This window comes from Candidimonas nitroreducens (genome assembly GCF_002209565.1).
GTDB classification, from domain to species: domain Bacteria; phylum Pseudomonadota; class Gammaproteobacteria; order Burkholderiales; family Burkholderiaceae_B; genus Candidimonas; species Candidimonas nitroreducens.
Genome location: NZ_NJIH01000021.1, coordinates 21,920 through 37,282 on the forward strand (window position 1 = coordinate 21,920; position 15,363 = coordinate 37,282).

Here is a 15,363-nt window from a genome sequence, read left to right on the forward strand (position 1 = left end):
GTGTGCATGCGTCCCGCGGCTCGGCATACGGGTTTGCCTCGCACGCAATTCCAGCTTCGCACGCAATTCCAGCCTCGATCACAGCCTCTTTACTTCCTGCTTCCTACAATGTCGCCGGGCTTCCACTCGGCGCGGACGGATTCCAGACCATGAGCCTGATTGCTCCGCTGCGGCGCCTTCCATTTCAAGCCCGGCGGGCGATACGCCGCAAGGCGCGCCAGTTGCGGCGCCTGTCGCGCAAGACCCTGCAACTGACGCTGCTGCTGGGCGGTGCGGCCCTCGTGGCCCTGGTTTCGCTGGGCTTTGCCCGCCTTGCGGATCTGGCGATCGCCCTGAATGGCCGCTGGCTTGCCGCGCTGCCCTGGCTCGGCTGGGTGTTGTTGCCGTTCGGTCTGGCGCTGATCCGCTGGGCGACCCTGCGCTATGCGCCCAACGCCGCCGGCAGCGGCATTCCGCAAGTCATCGCTTCACTGTCGTTGCCGCCCACTGGCGGGCGGCGCCAGCTTACTTCGCTGGTTCAGGCCTTGTGGAAGATTCCCCTGACCTTCGCCGGCCTGGTGTTCGGCGCCTCCATCGGCCGCGAAGGCCCGTCGGTGCAGGTGGGGGCCGCGGTAATGCTGACTTGGGGCAACTTCTGGAAGAAGATGGGGGTGCCCCTCAAAGGATTCCACGCCAGCGAGCTGATCGCGGCCGGCGCCGCGGGCGGTTTGGCGGCGGCTTTCAACGCGCCGCTTGCCGGCGTCATATTCGCCATCGAAGAGCTGGGCCGCGGTACGGCGCTGCGTTGGCAGCGCCTGGTGCTCATCGGGGTGCTGGCCTCGGGCTTCCTGGTCGTGGCCCTGGTGGGCAACAACCCGTATTTCGGCACCTTCTCGGGCCACTCGCTGGCGCACAATATGCTGGCCTGGACACTGGTGTGCGGCCTGGCCTGCGGCGTGCTGGGGGGCATTTTTTCGCATGCCCTGGGCAAGGGGCCGGCGGCATTCGTCCCGGCGCGCTGGCGCGGCTGGGTGCGGCGCCACCCCGTGCAATTGGCGTTTGTCCTGGGCTTGGGGCTAGCGGCAGTCGGCCTGTATACGCACAACACCGTCTATGGCACGGGCTACGCTCACGCATCCCAGGCCTTGGCCGGTGCCAGCCCCGAAGTTGCCGGCTTTGGCGTGGCCAAGCTGGCGGCGACTCTGGCTTCGTACTGGGCAGGCATCCCGGGCGGCATTTTCACGCCGGCCTTGACCACGGGGGCGGGTATCGGCGCAGAGATCGGACGATTGGCCGGCTCGGCGGCCGACCCCAGGGTGCTGGTGCTGCTTTCCATGGCGGCCTTCCTGGCGGCCGCCACCCAGGCCCCCTTGACCGCAAGTGTGGTGGTCATGGAAATGACGGGCAGCCAGCCGATGTTGTTCTGGCTGCTGGTCGGCTCGCTGTTCGCCTCCGTCGTATCGCGCCAGTTCGGCCCCCACGCTTTCTATCACAACGCGGCGGGCCGCTACCGGCACCGCGCCATCGAATATGACCAAGCCCAGCGCGCCAAAGCTCAGGCCCAGCGCCAGGCTCCGGCCCAGGCTGCGAACCAGGCTGTAAGCCCGGAGCGGGCTTCGCCTTAGTGTGAAAGAAGCCTCTTTCATCCTCGGGGGAGGCGGCGCCCGCCATGACCGTTAGAGCCGGCCTTCGGCTCGGGCGCGGCCGCCCGAGCTCGGGTGCTCCCAGGGAGACGTGGCCACTCTGTGGACGGCGAGGGCGATTTCGACAAAAAAGTCCGCCTGGTGCGATAAGATTAGCTTTACGCTTGCCGGGAGGGCAGGCTCCGCGCCGTTTGCTGTACATCTCGTTAGTTTCTTCATTTCTTCTTTTTCGACCCCGGGTTTTCCATGACTACACCACAAGCTTTCATCTGCGATGCCGCGCGCACGCCCTTCGGCCGCTACGGCGGTTCCCTGGCCGGCGTACGCGCCGACGACTTGGGCGCCGCGCCTATCAAGGCGCTGGTGGCGCGCAACCCAGGCGTGGATTGGGCGCGCCTGGACGACGTGCTGCTGGGCTGCGCCAATCAGGCCGGCGAAGACAACCGCAACGTGGCCCGCATGGCGATCCTGCTGGCCGGGCTGCCCGTCGACGTGCCCGGCGCGACCATCAACCGCCTGTGCGGCTCGGGGCTGGATGCGCTGGGCAGCGCCGCCCGCGCCATCCGTGCGGGCGATGCGCAATTCATGCTGGCCGGCGGCGTGGAAAGCATGAGCCGCGCGCCTTTCGTCATGGGCAAGGCCGAAACCGCGTTCTCGCGCAGCGCCGCCATCTACGACACCACCATAGGCTGGCGCTTCGTCAACAAGCGCCTCAAGGCCGAATACGGCATCGATTCCATGCCTGAAACGGCCGAGAATGTGGCCGACCAGTTCCAGGTCTCGCGCAAAGACCAAGACGCCTTCGCCCTGGCCAGCCAGCTCAAGGCGGCCGCGGCCCAGAAGGCGGGCGTGTTCCGGGATGAAATCATCCCGGTGGAAATCCCCCAGAAAAAGGGCGATCCGCTGGTCGTCGACACCGACGAGCATCCGCGCGAGACCTCGCTCGAAGCCCTGGCCCGCCTCAAACCCATCGTGCGCCCTGACGGTACGATAACGGCCGGCAATGCCTCGGGCGTGAACGACGGCGCCTGCGGGCTGCTGGTGGCCTCCGAGTCCATGGCCGGCACGCTGGGCCTGACGCCGCGCGCCCGGGTGGTGGCCATGGCCACGGCCGGCGTCGAGCCGCGCATCATGGGCATAGGGCCGGCGCCTGCCTCGCGCAAGGTGCTGCAGCTGGCCGGCATGAAGATCGAGCAGATGGATGTCATCGAGCTCAACGAAGCCTTCGCCGCGCAAGGCCTGGCGGTGCTGCGCATGCTGGGTGTGGCCGACGACGATCCGCGCGTCAATCCCAACGGCGGCGCCATTGCCCTGGGCCACCCTCTGGGCGCCAGCGGCGCGCGCCTGGCCATCACGGCGGTCAACCAGTTGCACCGCAACGGCGGGCGCTACGCGCTGTGCACCATGTGCATAGGCGTGGGGCAGGGCATCGCCGTCATCCTCGAACGCGTCTAGCCGGCGCTACGCGGCCCGCGCCCGCCGGCGGCCGCGCGATTCCAGGCGCCGCTCCCGCGGGAGCGGCGGCCCGTCGCGATTATCTCTTGAGATGCTCTAGAGCACTTTTAACGCAAGCACATATATTTTTCGTGGCCGCATTAGCCAGGCACCACGACAATTCAGTATGCATGTGCGCCCTATTTAGCGTTACAGGCATTAGGGGCGGGGCAAGTCGGCCACTTTCTGCCCGGCGTGTACGCGATGCCGGGCGAACCATCCTTGCTGCATTTCAAGCGCATACAGCACCGGCTGCGCCGGGCAGTGCGGGGTTTCCGTCTGCGGCTGCATGTCGGCGATGTTCACGATGGTGCCGTTGCCGGAGATGAATGCAATGGACAGCGGCACGAGCGTATTTTTCATCCAGAAGCAGAACGGGCCGGCCTGCTCGAAGACGAACAGCATGCCGTGGTCGGGTGCCAGCGACTTGCGGTACATCAGGCCCTGGCTCTGGCTGGCCTCGGTGGCGGCGATCTCGGCCTGTACGGCGTGGCCGCCAACGGCCAGGCGCATTTGCGGCAAATGCATGTCGCGCGGCGCTTGTGCGACGGCGGCGCCGGCCGGCAGTGCGGCGCCGACTATAGCCGCGCCCGCCAGCGCACAAGCGCCGCGTCGGATCGAACGCAAGCAGGAAAAGCGCAGCGAAGCCGCGCCGGCTTGCCGCCTGGCGCGCGGCTTTGCCTGCCGCCCGGGTTCGCCGCGCGCCTCGTCGTTCGCGGGAGCCATACCGTGTTCGGGCTTTCCCTTCTCGCGGCTTGCGCGCCGTCCCGCGGCGAAAAAAATGGGGCCGTCAGGCCCCAGGGTATTGCGTGTATCGAACATCTTTTATGATTTGGTAAGCATCGAGAGGATCAGGCAGCCGTGATGTTCAGCGCTTGTTTGCCCTTCGGGCCCTGGGCGATTTCGAACGCGACCTTCTGGCCTTCTTTGAGCGTCTTGAAACCGTTCATCTGGATGGAGGAGAAATGAGCGAAGAGGTCTTCTCCGCCATTGTCAGGGGTGATGAAGCCAAAGCCCTTGGCGTCGTTGAACCATTTGACGGTTCCGGTAAGTTTTTGCGTGTCCCCTGCGGAGGTTGCGGTTGAATCTGACATGCGGACTGCCTCTCGACTATAGTGTTGACTTGAATGCCCGGCGCGCCGGGTTTAGCCTATTTCTGTTCGTGGTGCCTTCATGGTGCCGGTGCCGACGACGGTGCTAACAAATACATGAAAACATTCAGAATATTATGATAATGCTTAATGTAACCCATGCTGGTCAAGTATGGAAAGCACTTATATAGACTTTGACGCCACATTTTGACGGTTTTTCGGGGGTTTGCGGCGACTTTTTATGCCGTCGGCCGGGATCGCCCCCCACTCGGAGCCGCCGCGGCTCCGGCGGGGCGGCGGCAGTCCGGCCCACTAGCGGACGCCAGCCCCCTGAATTTTCCGGGCTTCGTTTCCCAGGTTTCCCAGTTTCACTCTATGGCCATACAAACCGACAACCAGCAGGACACCGTACTCGACCGGCAGGCCAGCAAGGTGGCGCCGCCGCCGATGTACCAGGTGGTGCTGCTGAACGACGACTACACGCCGATGGAATTCGTGGTCAATGTGCTGCAGCGCATATTCGGCAAGAATGAAGACGAGGCGGCGCGCATCATGCTGCTGGTGCACCACCAGGGCCGCGGCGTGTGCGGCGTGTACACGCGCGACATCGCCGCCACCCGCGTCGAAATGGTGCGCCAGATGGCGCGCGCGCGCCAACACCCTTTGCAATGCATCATGGAACCTGCGCCCGATGCCTGAGCCGTCATGCCCGAAACGCCCGCCGGCTGCGGTTTTTGATGCAATCCGGTAACACTAGGGTCGACGTGAACAATACGCGGCCGCGAATTAGTCATAGAATAGGCTATGCCGATTTGTTTTGTCCGCTTCGATATGTCATGGAGGAAGCGTGATTTCCGAAGAACTTGAGGTCAGCCTGCATATGGCCTTTGTCGAGGCCCGCACGGCCCGGCACGAATTCATCACCGTAGAGCACCTGCTGCTGTCGCTGCTGGACAATGCCTCTGCGGTCGAGGTTCTGCGCGCCTGCTCGGCCAATATCGACGTCTTGCGCAAAGACCTGCGCAAATTCATCAACGAGAACACGCCGGTCTTTCCGGGCGAAGACGAGGTGGACACCCAGCCTACGCTCGGCTTCCAGCGTGTCATCCAGCGCGCCATCATGCACGTGTCTTCGGGCAATTCGTCCAAGACCGCGGTCACTGGTGCCAATGTGCTGGTTGCCATGTACGGCGAGAAAGACTCGCACGCCGTCTACTACCTGCTGCAGCAGGGCGTAACGCGCCTGGACGTGGTCAATTACCTGTCGCACGGCATCACCAAGACGCCCGAAGAACCTCCGGCCGAGCCGCCCGCCAAGCAGCAGGGCGGCACCGAAGGCGAGCACAAGTCCGACCAGCAGAAGTCGCCGCTCGAACTCTACGCGCTCGATCTCAACGCCGAGGCGCGCCAGGGTCGCATCGACCCCCTCATCGGCCGCGAACAGGAAGTCGAGCGCGTCATCCAGGTGCTGTGCCGGCGGCGCAAGAACAATCCGCTGCTGGTGGGCGAGGCGGGGGTGGGCAAGACCGCCATCGCCGAAGGCCTGGCCCGCCGCGTCATCCAGGGCGAAGTGCCCGACATCCTGGCGCACGCCCAGGTCTACGCGCTCGACATGGGCGCGCTGCTGGCCGGCACCAAGTACCGCGGCGACTTCGAACAGCGCCTGAAGGCGGTGCTCAAATCGCTCAAGGACAATACCAACGCCATTCTCTTCATCGACGAGATCCATACGCTTATCGGCGCGGGCTCGGCCTCGGGCGGCACGCTCGACGCCTCCAACCTGCTCAAGCCGGCGCTGTCCTCGGGCCAGCTCAAGTGCCTGGGCGCCACCACCTACAACGAGTACCGCGGCATCTTCGAGAAAGACCACGCGCTGGCGCGGCGCTTCCAGAAAATCGACGTGGTCGAGCCCACGGTCGAGCAGACCATCCAGATCCTGCGCGGCCTGAAGGCGCGCTTCGAGCAGCACCACGGCGTGCGTTATTCGGCGGCGGCGATCACCGCGGCGGCGGAACTCGCCGCGCGCCACATCAACGACCGCTACCTGCCCGACAAAGCCATCGACGTCATCGACGAAGCCGGCGCCGCGCAGCGTCTGCTGCCGCGTTCGCGCCAGAAAAAGCTCATCGGCAAGGCCGAGGTGCAGGCCACCGTGGCCAAGATTGCCCGCATCCCGCCGCAAAGCGTGTCCAGCGACGATCGCAACAAGCTGGCCACGCTCGAGCGCGATCTCAAGACCGTGGTGTTCGGCCAAGACGCCGCCATCGGCGCGCTGGCCGGGGCCATCAAGATGGCGCGTTCCGGCCTGGGGCGTCCCGACAAGCCCATAGGCGCCTTCCTGTTCTCCGGCCCCACCGGGGTGGGCAAGACAGAAGTCGCGCGCCAGCTGGCCTTTACGCTGGGCGTCGAGCTGCTGCGCTTCGACATGTCCGAATACATGGAACGCCACACGGTTTCGCGCCTGATCGGCGCGCCCCCGGGCTACGTCGGCTTCGATCAGGGCGGCCTGCTTACCGAGGCCATCAGCAAGCAGCCGCATTGCGTGCTGCTGCTCGACGAAATCGAAAAAGCGCATCCGGATGTATTCAACATCCTGCTGCAGGTCATGGATCACGGCACGCTCACCGACAACAACGGCCGCAAGGCGGATTTCCGCAACGTCATCATCGTCATGACCACCAATGCCGGCGCCGAGACCCTGAACCGCAGCTCCATCGGCTTTGCCAGCGCCCCGCACGTGGGCGACGAAATGGCCGACATCAAGCGCATGTTCTCGCCCGAGTTCCGCAACCGGCTCGACGCCATCATCGGCTTCACGCCGCTGTCGCGCGAGGTCATCCTGCGCGTGGTCGACAAGTTCCTGATGCAGCTCGAAGACCAGCTGCACGAAAAGCACGTCGAGGCGGTGTTCACGCAGGAACTGCGCGACCACCTCGCCAAGGAAGGCTTCGATCCTCTCATGGGCGCGCGGCCCATGCAGCGCCTCATCCAGGACACGATCCGTCGCGCCCTGGCCGACGAGCTGCTGTTCGGCCGCCTGGTGGGCGGCGGCCACGTCACCATCGATCTCGACGAGCAGGGCAAGGTCGTGCTGCTGTTCGACGAGCGCCCGTCCGGGCCCGGACGGCGCGCGGGTGTCGAGCCGGAAGCCGAACTCGTCGATTGAGGCGGGTTAGTTATCGATGCGGGCACAAGGCGCAGAGCCGCAAACGTTACGAGCCGCAGGGCAGGACGCCGCAACGCGCATCGCGCATCGATTACAGACCGGGCATGCCGGCCGCCCTCGGCCGCTGATCGCCTGCCCGCAATGTGCCTGCCTGCATGAGCGCGCCCCGATTCCGGTCGGGGCGCAGGCGCGTTGCCGGCGCTGCGATCATGTGTTGTATCGCCGCAGCCACTTGAGCCCGTCCGGCTGGGTCGCCGTGACTCTCACGGCGCTGATCGTGTTCGCCCTGGCCAATTTCTTTCCCATCGCCACGCTCAAGCTCAGCGGCATGACGCTCGAGGCCACGCTGCCCGATGCCATCATGCTTACCTGGGAGCAGGGGCATGAGGCAGTGGCCATCATGACCGGCCTGTTCGGCTTCGCGCTGCCGCTGGCGCAGTTGCTGTTCCTGCTGTGGGCGCTGCTGGAGCTGTGCCGCGGCCGGCTGCCTTCCGACTTCGGCCACGGCATGCGGGTGCTGGCCGCTATGCCCGCCTGGAGCATGGTGCCTGTGCTGATGCTGGGCATACTGGTGGCGATCGTCAAGCTGTCGAGCCTGGCCACCCTGAGCACCGGGCCGGGCCTATGGGCCTTTGCGGTGCTGACCGTACTGATGACGTCGCTTACCCGTGCCGGGGCGCGGTATCTGTGGCACGAGGCCGAAGACGCGGGTCTGGTCGAGGCTTCCGGTGCGGCATTGGCCGAAGGCCTGCCGGTAGCCGCCTGCGAGTCTTGCGGCTGCGTGCAGAGCCTGCCGCAAGATGGCGCCGCGGCCAGGTGCCGCCGCTGCGGTGCGGCGGTGCACCTGCGCAAGCCCATCATGGCCTCGCGCGCCTGGGCCTATGTGGCGGGAGCCACCATCTTGTATTTTCCGGCCAATCTGCTGCCGGTAATGCTGCTGCGCACTCCCGCCGGCACCAGTGCCCACACCATACTGGGCGGGGTGATCGAACTCTGGCAACTGGGTTCCTGGGACTTGGCCATCGTGGTGTTCGTCGCCAGTATCGTGGTGCCCATGACCAAATTGTTCGCGCTCGCATTCCTGCTGCTGCACCGGCGTTGGCAAGGCGCCGAGGCGCAGCGCCAGCGCACCCGCCTTTATGAATTCGTGGAATTCATCGGCCAGTGGTCGATGCTGGACGTATTCGTGGTGATCCTGCTGTCGTCCATGGCCAATTTCCCGGGCTTCAGCCAGATCACGGCCGGGCCGGGCGCGGCCAGCTTCGGGCTGGTGGTGGTGCTGACCATGCTCGGGGCCATGAGTTACGATCCGCGTAGCGGCTGGGACGCGCGCGAGGCGGCTCGCGGCACGCACCCGTCCGCCAACGACGCGCATCACGAGGCGATTAGAGAGACTGCATGACCGAATCGAGTATTCCTCCTTCCGATCCGGAAAAGCCCGCCGCAGCGGGCGGCCGAGGCTCCGAAGAGGCGTCGGGCGTCGATACGTCGGGTGTCGATACGTCGGGCGCCGCCGCATCGGGCGCCGCAGCCGCCCCGGCCGGCAAAGAGGCTGGCAAGCATGCCGGCACAGAAGCCGGCGCCGGCACGGCGGGCGTTGCTCCTGCCGGCAGCGGCGCGCCTGCCGCCATGGATGCCTCGTCGGCCGGCGCGCCGCTGCCGCCGCGCGTGGTTCCCAAACGCCAGACGCGAATTTCCTGGATCTGGCTGATCCCCATCCTGGCTGCGGTGATCGGTCTGTCGCTGGTGGTCAGGGCCTGGATGCAGATCGGGCCGGTAGTGACGATCAGCTTCGAGTCGGCCGACGGGCTCGAGGTGGGGCAGACCAAGGTGCGCTACAAAGATGTCGCCATCGGCGTGGTCAAGGACATCAAAGTGTCCCAGGATCGCAGCCGCGTCCTGGTGAAGATCCAGATCAGCCGCGACAGCTCCGACTATGTTGCGCGCGAAGGCACACGCTTCTGGGTGGTGCGTCCCAGGCTGGGCATCACTGGGGTGTCCGGACTGGGCACCTTGCTGTCGGGCGCCTACATCTCCGTGGACACCACCAATTCGCAGGCTGGCGGGAGCGCGGCCAAATACCATTTCACGGGCCTCGAGAAGCCTCCCGAGGTCGCCAGCGACCGTCCCGGACGGCGCTACACTGTGACCGCACCCGACCTGGGCTCGCTCGAGATAGGATCGCCCGTCTACTATCGCCGCATCCAGGTGGGGCGGGTGGTCGGCTACGATCTCGATCCCGGTGGAAGCAAGGTGCGCATCCAGATTTTCGTCGATGCGCCCAACGACAAGTTCGTGACGCGCGATGCGCGCTTCTGGAACGTCAGCGGCATCAATATATCGCTCAATGGCGACGGCCTGGCCGTGCAGACCGGCTCCCTGGCCGCCATCGTCTCGGGAGGCATTTCCTTCTCCCACGGAAGCAGCGGCGACAGCACCCCGGCGCCCGCCAACGCCGTGTTCGAACTCAAGGCCAACGAGGCCGAGGCCGAGGCCCAGCCCGACGGCCCGCCGTTCCCCATCAATCTGGTGTTTCCGCAGTCGGTGCGTGGCCTGAAGGTCGGCGCCCCGGTGGACTTCCGCGGTATCGAGCTGGGCAAGGTCGAGGACATCACCCTCGAATACGACCGCAAGGAACATGACTTCGTGGTCTTGGTCAAGACCGTCGTGTACCCCTCGCGCCTGGGGGCGGCCTATGAAAGCCTGTACCAGGACAACGTCCACAGCGGGCGCAACGGTGGCGCCGCGCTGGCGCCTCTGGTCAAGAAGGGTTTGCGGGCGCAGTTGCGGGTGTCCAACCTGCTGACCGGCCAGCAATACGTAGCCCTGGATTTCTTCCAGCACGCCGCGCCGGTGGAATTCGACGTTACCGCCGATCCCGTCCAGCTGCCGACCTTGCCGGGCAATTTCGACCGGCTGCAGCAGCAGCTGGGCAATATCGTGGACAAGCTCGGCGAGGTGCAGTTCGGCGCCATAGGCAGCGACCTGCAAGACCTGCTGAAGTCGCTGACGCGCCTGTCCAACCGGCTGAACGACCAGGTGGCGCCGCAGGCCACGGCCGCCCTCAAGGCGGCGCGGCGCTCGCTGGGGCACGTCGATACATTGGTGGCGCCGGGCTCGGCGCTCAACGGCAATCTGGATCAGACCCTGCGCGAATTGCAGGCCGCGGCGAAGTCCCTGCGGGCGCTTTCCGACTACCTGCAGGCCCACCCCAGTTCCATGTTGCGCGGCAATCCGGCCGACGTGCTGCCGGGCCAGTAGGTCTGTTTGAATGGAGCGATGCTTGAAGAGTTACAAGTTTTTGTGCGTGGCGGCTGCGGCGATGCTGCTGGCCGGGTGCGCGGCGCCGTCGGCCAATCAGTACTACACGCTGGCGCCGGAACCGGCCTCGGCGCCGGCCCCGGCGCCTCATGGGCGGCTGGCCTATGCCTTGAGCGTACAGCCGGTCAAGATACCGGCGCAGGTAGACAGGCCGCAGATCGTCATCGGCGATTCGACTCGGCCGGCACAATTGCAGCCCTTGAATCATTCGCTGTGGGCGGCGCCGCTGGCCGATGAAATCCGCCATGCGCTGGCCGGCGAGCTGTCGCAGCGCCTGGGCGTGCCCGACATCCCGCTGGGCACGCAGCCGCGCGGCCTGCCGGTGTGGCGCCTGGATTTCACCGTCGACCGCTACGAGCTGATATATGCCCGCGCAGCGGTGCTGGAAGCCACCTGGCGCCTGGCCGAGCTGCGCGGCGGCACCGGGCACGAGTCGGTGCGGGTGTGCCGTGCGCTGGCCGAGGTGCCGGCCCGAACGGGCGTGGCGCCGCTGGTGGCCGGGCAGCGGCTGGCCCTGCAGCATATCGCCGCGCTGATCGCGGGCCAGATCTCGGGGCATGGCGAAGCTCCTGCGACTGGCGTTACGCTTGAAGGTTGCACCTGAAAATCGTTTATGAAGCAATGGGCTAATCAATTTTCATAAGAAAATGTCGCGATACCTTATATAAAGGGTTAACCCTAATATATAGAATGTTGCAACCCATTTAGCATACCATTCCATACGCCGTCCAGGTCGCCGCGCGCAGCGCCGCTGCGCCCGCGCCCTCATTCAACCGCAACCCGCGCATCCGGGCGGCATATTGGGACGTGCACATGGCAAGCACTACATTGGGCGTCAAGGTCGACGACGCCTTGCGCGAACGGCTGCGTCTGGCCGCCGAGAAAGTCGGGCGCACTCCGCACTGGCTGCACAAGCAGGCCATCCTGTCCTACGTCGATGCGATCGAGCGCGGCCGCATACCGGTGGAAATCTCCGGCCGGGCCAGCCCTGAAGCCGAATCGGCGCAGGGCGCCGCGGCGCCCGAGCCTATGCCGGTGTTTTATGAATTCGCGCAGGAAGTACAACCCCAGTCGGTGCTGCGCGCGGCGGTCACCGCGGCGTACCGGCGCCCCGAAGCCGAGTGCGTGCCGCTGCTGCTCGACCTGGCGCGCAGCCGCCAGCCGCGCGAGGTGCACGATCTGGCCCTGCGGCTGGTCGAGGCCCTGCGCGGCAAGCGCAAGGGCGGCGGGGTCGAGGGTCTGATCCAGGAGTTCTCGCTTTCGAGCCAGGAGGGCGTGGCGCTGATGTGCCTGGCCGAGGCCTTGCTGCGCATTCCCGACCGGGCGACCCGCGATGCCCTGATACGCGACAAGATCAGCCACGGCGACTGGAAGTCACACTTGGGCGAGTCGCCGTCGCTGTTCGTCAATGCCGCAACCTGGGGGCTGGTGCTGACCGGCAAGCTGGTGGGCGTCAATAGCGAGCAGTCGCTGTCGCACGCCCTGACGCGGCTCATCGGCAAGGGCGGCGAGCCGCTCATACGCAAAAGCGTGAACATCGCCATGCGCATGATGGGCGAGCAGTTCGTGGCGGGCCAGACGATCTCGGCGGCCATCGCCAACGGCTGCGAACTGGAAGTAAGGGGCTTTCGCTATTCCTACGACATGCTGGGCGAGGCGGCCACCACCGCCGAAGACGCCCTGCGCTATTACTCCTCGTACGAGCAGGCCATACACGCCATCGGCAAGGCCGCGCAGGGCCGCGGCATCTACGAAGGCCCGGGCATTTCCATCAAGCTCTCGGCGCTGCATCCGCGCTATGCGCGGGCGCAGCGCGAACGCGTCATGGCCGAGCTGCTGCCGCGCCTGGCGGCCCTGGCCCATCTGGCGCGCGGCTACGACATCGGCCTGAACATCGATGCCGAAGAGGCCGACCGGCTGGAGCTGTCGCTCGACCTGCTCGAGGCGCTGTGCTTCGATCCCGGGCTGGCGGGCTGGAACGGCATAGGCTTCGTCGTCCAGGCCTACCAGAAGCGCGCGCCTTTCGTGATCGATTACGTCATGGATCTGGCGCGGCGCAGCTCGCACCGGCTCATGCTGCGCCTGGTCAAGGGCGCCTACTGGGACGCGGAAATCAAGCGCGCCCAAGTGGATGGGCTCGAGGGGTATCCAGTGTATACACGAAAGATCTACACCGATATTTCGTACCTGGCCTGCGCGCGCAAGCTGCTGTCCGATCCCGTGGCGGTGTTTCCCCAGTTCGCCACGCACAATGCCCATACCCTGGCGGCCATTTATCACATGGCGGGGCAGAACTTCTATCCGGGCCAGTATGAATTCCAGTGCCTGCACGGCATGGGGGAATCGCTGTACGAAGAGGTCACCGGCCCGCTGGCGCAGGGCAAGCTGAACCGGCCATGCCGCATCTATGCGCCGGTCGGCACGCACGAGACGCTGCTGGCCTACCTGGTGCGGCGCCTGCTGGAAAACGGCGCCAATACTTCGTTCGTCAACCAGATCGGCGCCCCCGACCTGGATATCGAAGCGCTGATCGCCGGCCCCGTACAGGCGGCCGAGCGCATCCGCCCGCTGGGGGCCGCGCACCACAAGATTCCGCTGCCGCACGATCTGTACGTGCAGGCCGAAGGGCGGCTCAATTCCTCCGGCCTGGATCTCAGCAACGAGCAGCGCCTGGCGTCGCTGTCGGCGGCGCTGCTGGCCGGCGCCGCTACGCCCTGGCGTGCTGCGCCGCTGGTGGGCGAGGGTGCGGCCGGTGTCGAGTGGGACGAGGCGCGCGCCGTCGCGGTACTCAACCCGAGCGACAGGCGCGATGTCGTGGGCCAGGTCATCGAGGCGGATGCGGCGGAAATCGAGACGGCTCTGGCCGCCGCGGTGCACGTGGCACCCATCTGGCAGTCGACGCCGGTGCCCGAGCGCGCCCAGTGCCTGTTGCGTGCCGCCCAGTTGCTGGAAGACGAAATGCAGCCCCTGCTGGGCCTGATCGTGCGCGAAGCGGGCAAGTCCTTGCCCAACGCGGTCTCCGAGGTGCGCGAGGCGGTCGATTTCCTGCGCTACTACGCAGGCATTATCGAACGCTCTTTTTCCAACGACACGCACCGCCCCTTGGGGCCGGTGCTGTGCATCAGTCCGTGGAATTTCCCGCTGGCCATCTTCACCGGCCAGGTGGCCGCGGCCCTGGCGGCGGGCAATCCGGTGCTGGCCAAGCCGGCCGAGCAGACCAGCCTGATCGCCGCGCAGGCGGTGGCGATTCTGCATCGTGCCGGGGTACCGCGCGCCGCCGTGCAGCTGCTGCCCGGGCCCGGCGAGACCGTGGGCGCGGCGCTGGCCGCCAGCCCGCGGGTGCGCGGCGTCATGTTCACCGGTTCGACCGAGGTGGCGCAGGGCATCAACCGCAAGCTGGCAGAACGCCTGGACGACGCCGGCCATCCGGTGCCCCTGATCGCCGAGACCGGCGGCCAGAACGCCATGGTGGTGGATTCGTCGGCGCTGGCCGAGCAGGTGGTGTACGACGTGCTGGCTTCGGCTTTCGATTCCGCCGGGCAGCGCTGCTCGGCGCTGCGCCTGCTGTGCCTGCAGGAAGAGTGCGCCGACCGCGTGCTGGCCATGTTGCGCGGCGCGCTGCGCGAATTGCGCGTGGGCCCCACCGACAATCTGGCTAGCGATGTCGGCCCCGTCATCGACGAATCGGCGCACTCGGTCATCGAGGCGCACGTCGAGGCCATGCGCGCCGCGGGCTTTGCCGTCGATCGGCAGGAGCTTGGCGCGGCTTGCGCACACGGCTGCTTCGTGGCGCCGACGCTGGTCGAGATCGACGACGTGTCGGTGCTGGGCCGGGAAGTGTTCGGGCCGGTGCTGCACGTACTGCGCTACGCCCGCGGCGAGCTGGACGCCTTGCTCGACGGCATCAATGCATTGGGCTATGGGCTGACTTTCGGCGTGCACACGCGCATCGACGAAACGGTAGAGCGGGTCACGAGCCGCATCCACGCCGGCAATCTGTATGTGAACCGCAATATCATCGGGGCGGTGGTGGGAGTGCAGCCTTTCGGCGGCGAAGGGCTGTCGGGCACCGGGCCCAAGGCCGGCGGCCCGCTGTATTTGTGGCGGCTGCTGGCGCAGCGGCCGTCCGGGCTGCCGGCGGGCTGCGAACTCGGGGCCGACGGCCGCGCCTCGATTACGCTGCCGGGCCCCACCGGGGAAAGCAATACCTACCGCCTGCAGCCGCGCGGCAGCGTGCTGTGCATCGCCGCCACGGCAGCGGGGGCGCAGGCGCAATATGACGCCTGCCGCGCCACGGGCAACCCTATGCTGTTGCTGGAAAATGCCGCGGGCCGCGAGTTCGCCGCCACCGCCATCGCCGGCACGGCCGGCCGCACCGCCGCCGGCCTGCGGCCGCAACTCATGGCCGAGGACGCAATCGATCGGGGCTCGTATCACGCGGTACTGTTCGAGGGCGACGGCGATGCGCTACGCGAGCTGAACCGGCGTGTAGCGGCGCGCGGCGGGCCGATATTGGTCGTGCAGGGCCTGAGCACGGACGAGATCCTGGCCGGCCGGCCCTACGTGCCGGATCGCCTGCTGCGCGAGGTGTCGCTCAGCATCAACACCGCTGCCGCCGGCGGCAACGCCAGCCTGATGATGGTGGGGTGAAAGCAGGGCCGAGCATTGC

At 66.5% G+C, this 15,363-nt stretch carries 10 protein-coding genes; 8 read left to right on the plus strand and 2 right to left on the minus strand.

All coding sequences use genetic code 11. From position 1 onward, the window contains the following. Positions 1-149 precede the first annotated feature (149 nt). A complete protein-coding gene (locus CEY11_RS24550; protein ID WP_088606074.1) occupies positions 150-1,604 on the plus strand; it encodes a chloride channel protein in 1,455 nt (484 codons plus the stop codon). A 264-nt stretch (positions 1,605-1,868) separates the two neighbouring features. Beyond that, positions 1,869-3,077, plus strand: a complete 1,209-nt coding sequence (gene pcaF / locus CEY11_RS24555; protein ID WP_088606075.1) for a 3-oxoadipyl-CoA thiolase — start codon at positions 1,869-1,871, stop codon at positions 3,075-3,077. Between the two features lie 198 nt (positions 3,078-3,275). Here the strand turns inward: pcaF and CEY11_RS24560 are convergent, their stop codons facing one another. Both CEY11_RS24560 and CEY11_RS24565 read right to left on the minus strand, forming a co-directional pair. Then, a complete protein-coding gene (locus tag CEY11_RS24560) occupies positions 3,276-3,842 on the minus strand; it encodes a DUF192 domain-containing protein (protein WP_088606100.1) in 567 nt (188 codons plus the stop codon). A gap of 125 nt (positions 3,843-3,967) precedes the next feature. Beyond that, the gene (locus tag CEY11_RS24565) at positions 3,968-4,210 is read right to left on the minus strand and encodes a cold-shock protein (RefSeq protein ID WP_088606076.1); all 243 of its coding nucleotides are present in this window, start codon (positions 4,208-4,210) and stop codon (positions 3,968-3,970) included. A 372-nt stretch (positions 4,211-4,582) separates the two neighbouring features. Between CEY11_RS24565 and clpS the strand changes: the two genes are divergently transcribed. The 6 genes from clpS (at position 4,583) to putA (ending at position 15,344) form a co-directional block, all read left to right on the plus strand. Next, entirely contained in the window at positions 4,583-4,906 is a 324-nt protein-coding gene (gene clpS, locus CEY11_RS24570) for an ATP-dependent Clp protease adapter ClpS (RefSeq protein ID WP_088606077.1), read from the plus strand. Positions 4,907-5,054: 148 nt separating this feature from the next. Further along, on the plus strand, positions 5,055-7,373 hold the full coding sequence (gene clpA / locus CEY11_RS24575; protein ID WP_088606078.1) for an ATP-dependent Clp protease ATP-binding subunit ClpA: 2,319 nt from the start codon (positions 5,055-5,057) through the stop codon (positions 7,371-7,373). Between the two features lie 79 nt (positions 7,374-7,452). After that, a complete protein-coding gene (locus CEY11_RS24580; RefSeq protein ID WP_408608164.1) occupies positions 7,453-8,775 on the plus strand; it encodes a paraquat-inducible protein A in 1,323 nt (440 codons plus the stop codon). Between the two features lie 227 nt (positions 8,776-9,002). Then, positions 9,003-10,634: a PqiB family protein gene (locus CEY11_RS24585; RefSeq protein ID WP_088606101.1), complete on the plus strand. Its 1,632-nt coding sequence runs from the start codon at positions 9,003-9,005 to the stop codon at positions 10,632-10,634. 22 nt (positions 10,635-10,656) lie between these two features. Then, a complete protein-coding gene (locus CEY11_RS24590) occupies positions 10,657-11,298 on the plus strand; it encodes a PqiC family protein (protein WP_158215435.1) in 642 nt (213 codons plus the stop codon). Positions 11,299-11,507: 209 nt separating this feature from the next. Continuing rightward, positions 11,508-15,344 (plus strand): trifunctional transcriptional regulator/proline dehydrogenase/L-glutamate gamma-semialdehyde dehydrogenase, encoded by a 3,837-nt coding sequence (gene putA, locus CEY11_RS24595; protein WP_088606081.1) that lies wholly within the window; start codon positions 11,508-11,510, stop codon positions 15,342-15,344. The last annotated feature ends 19 nt before the right edge of the window (positions 15,345-15,363 follow it).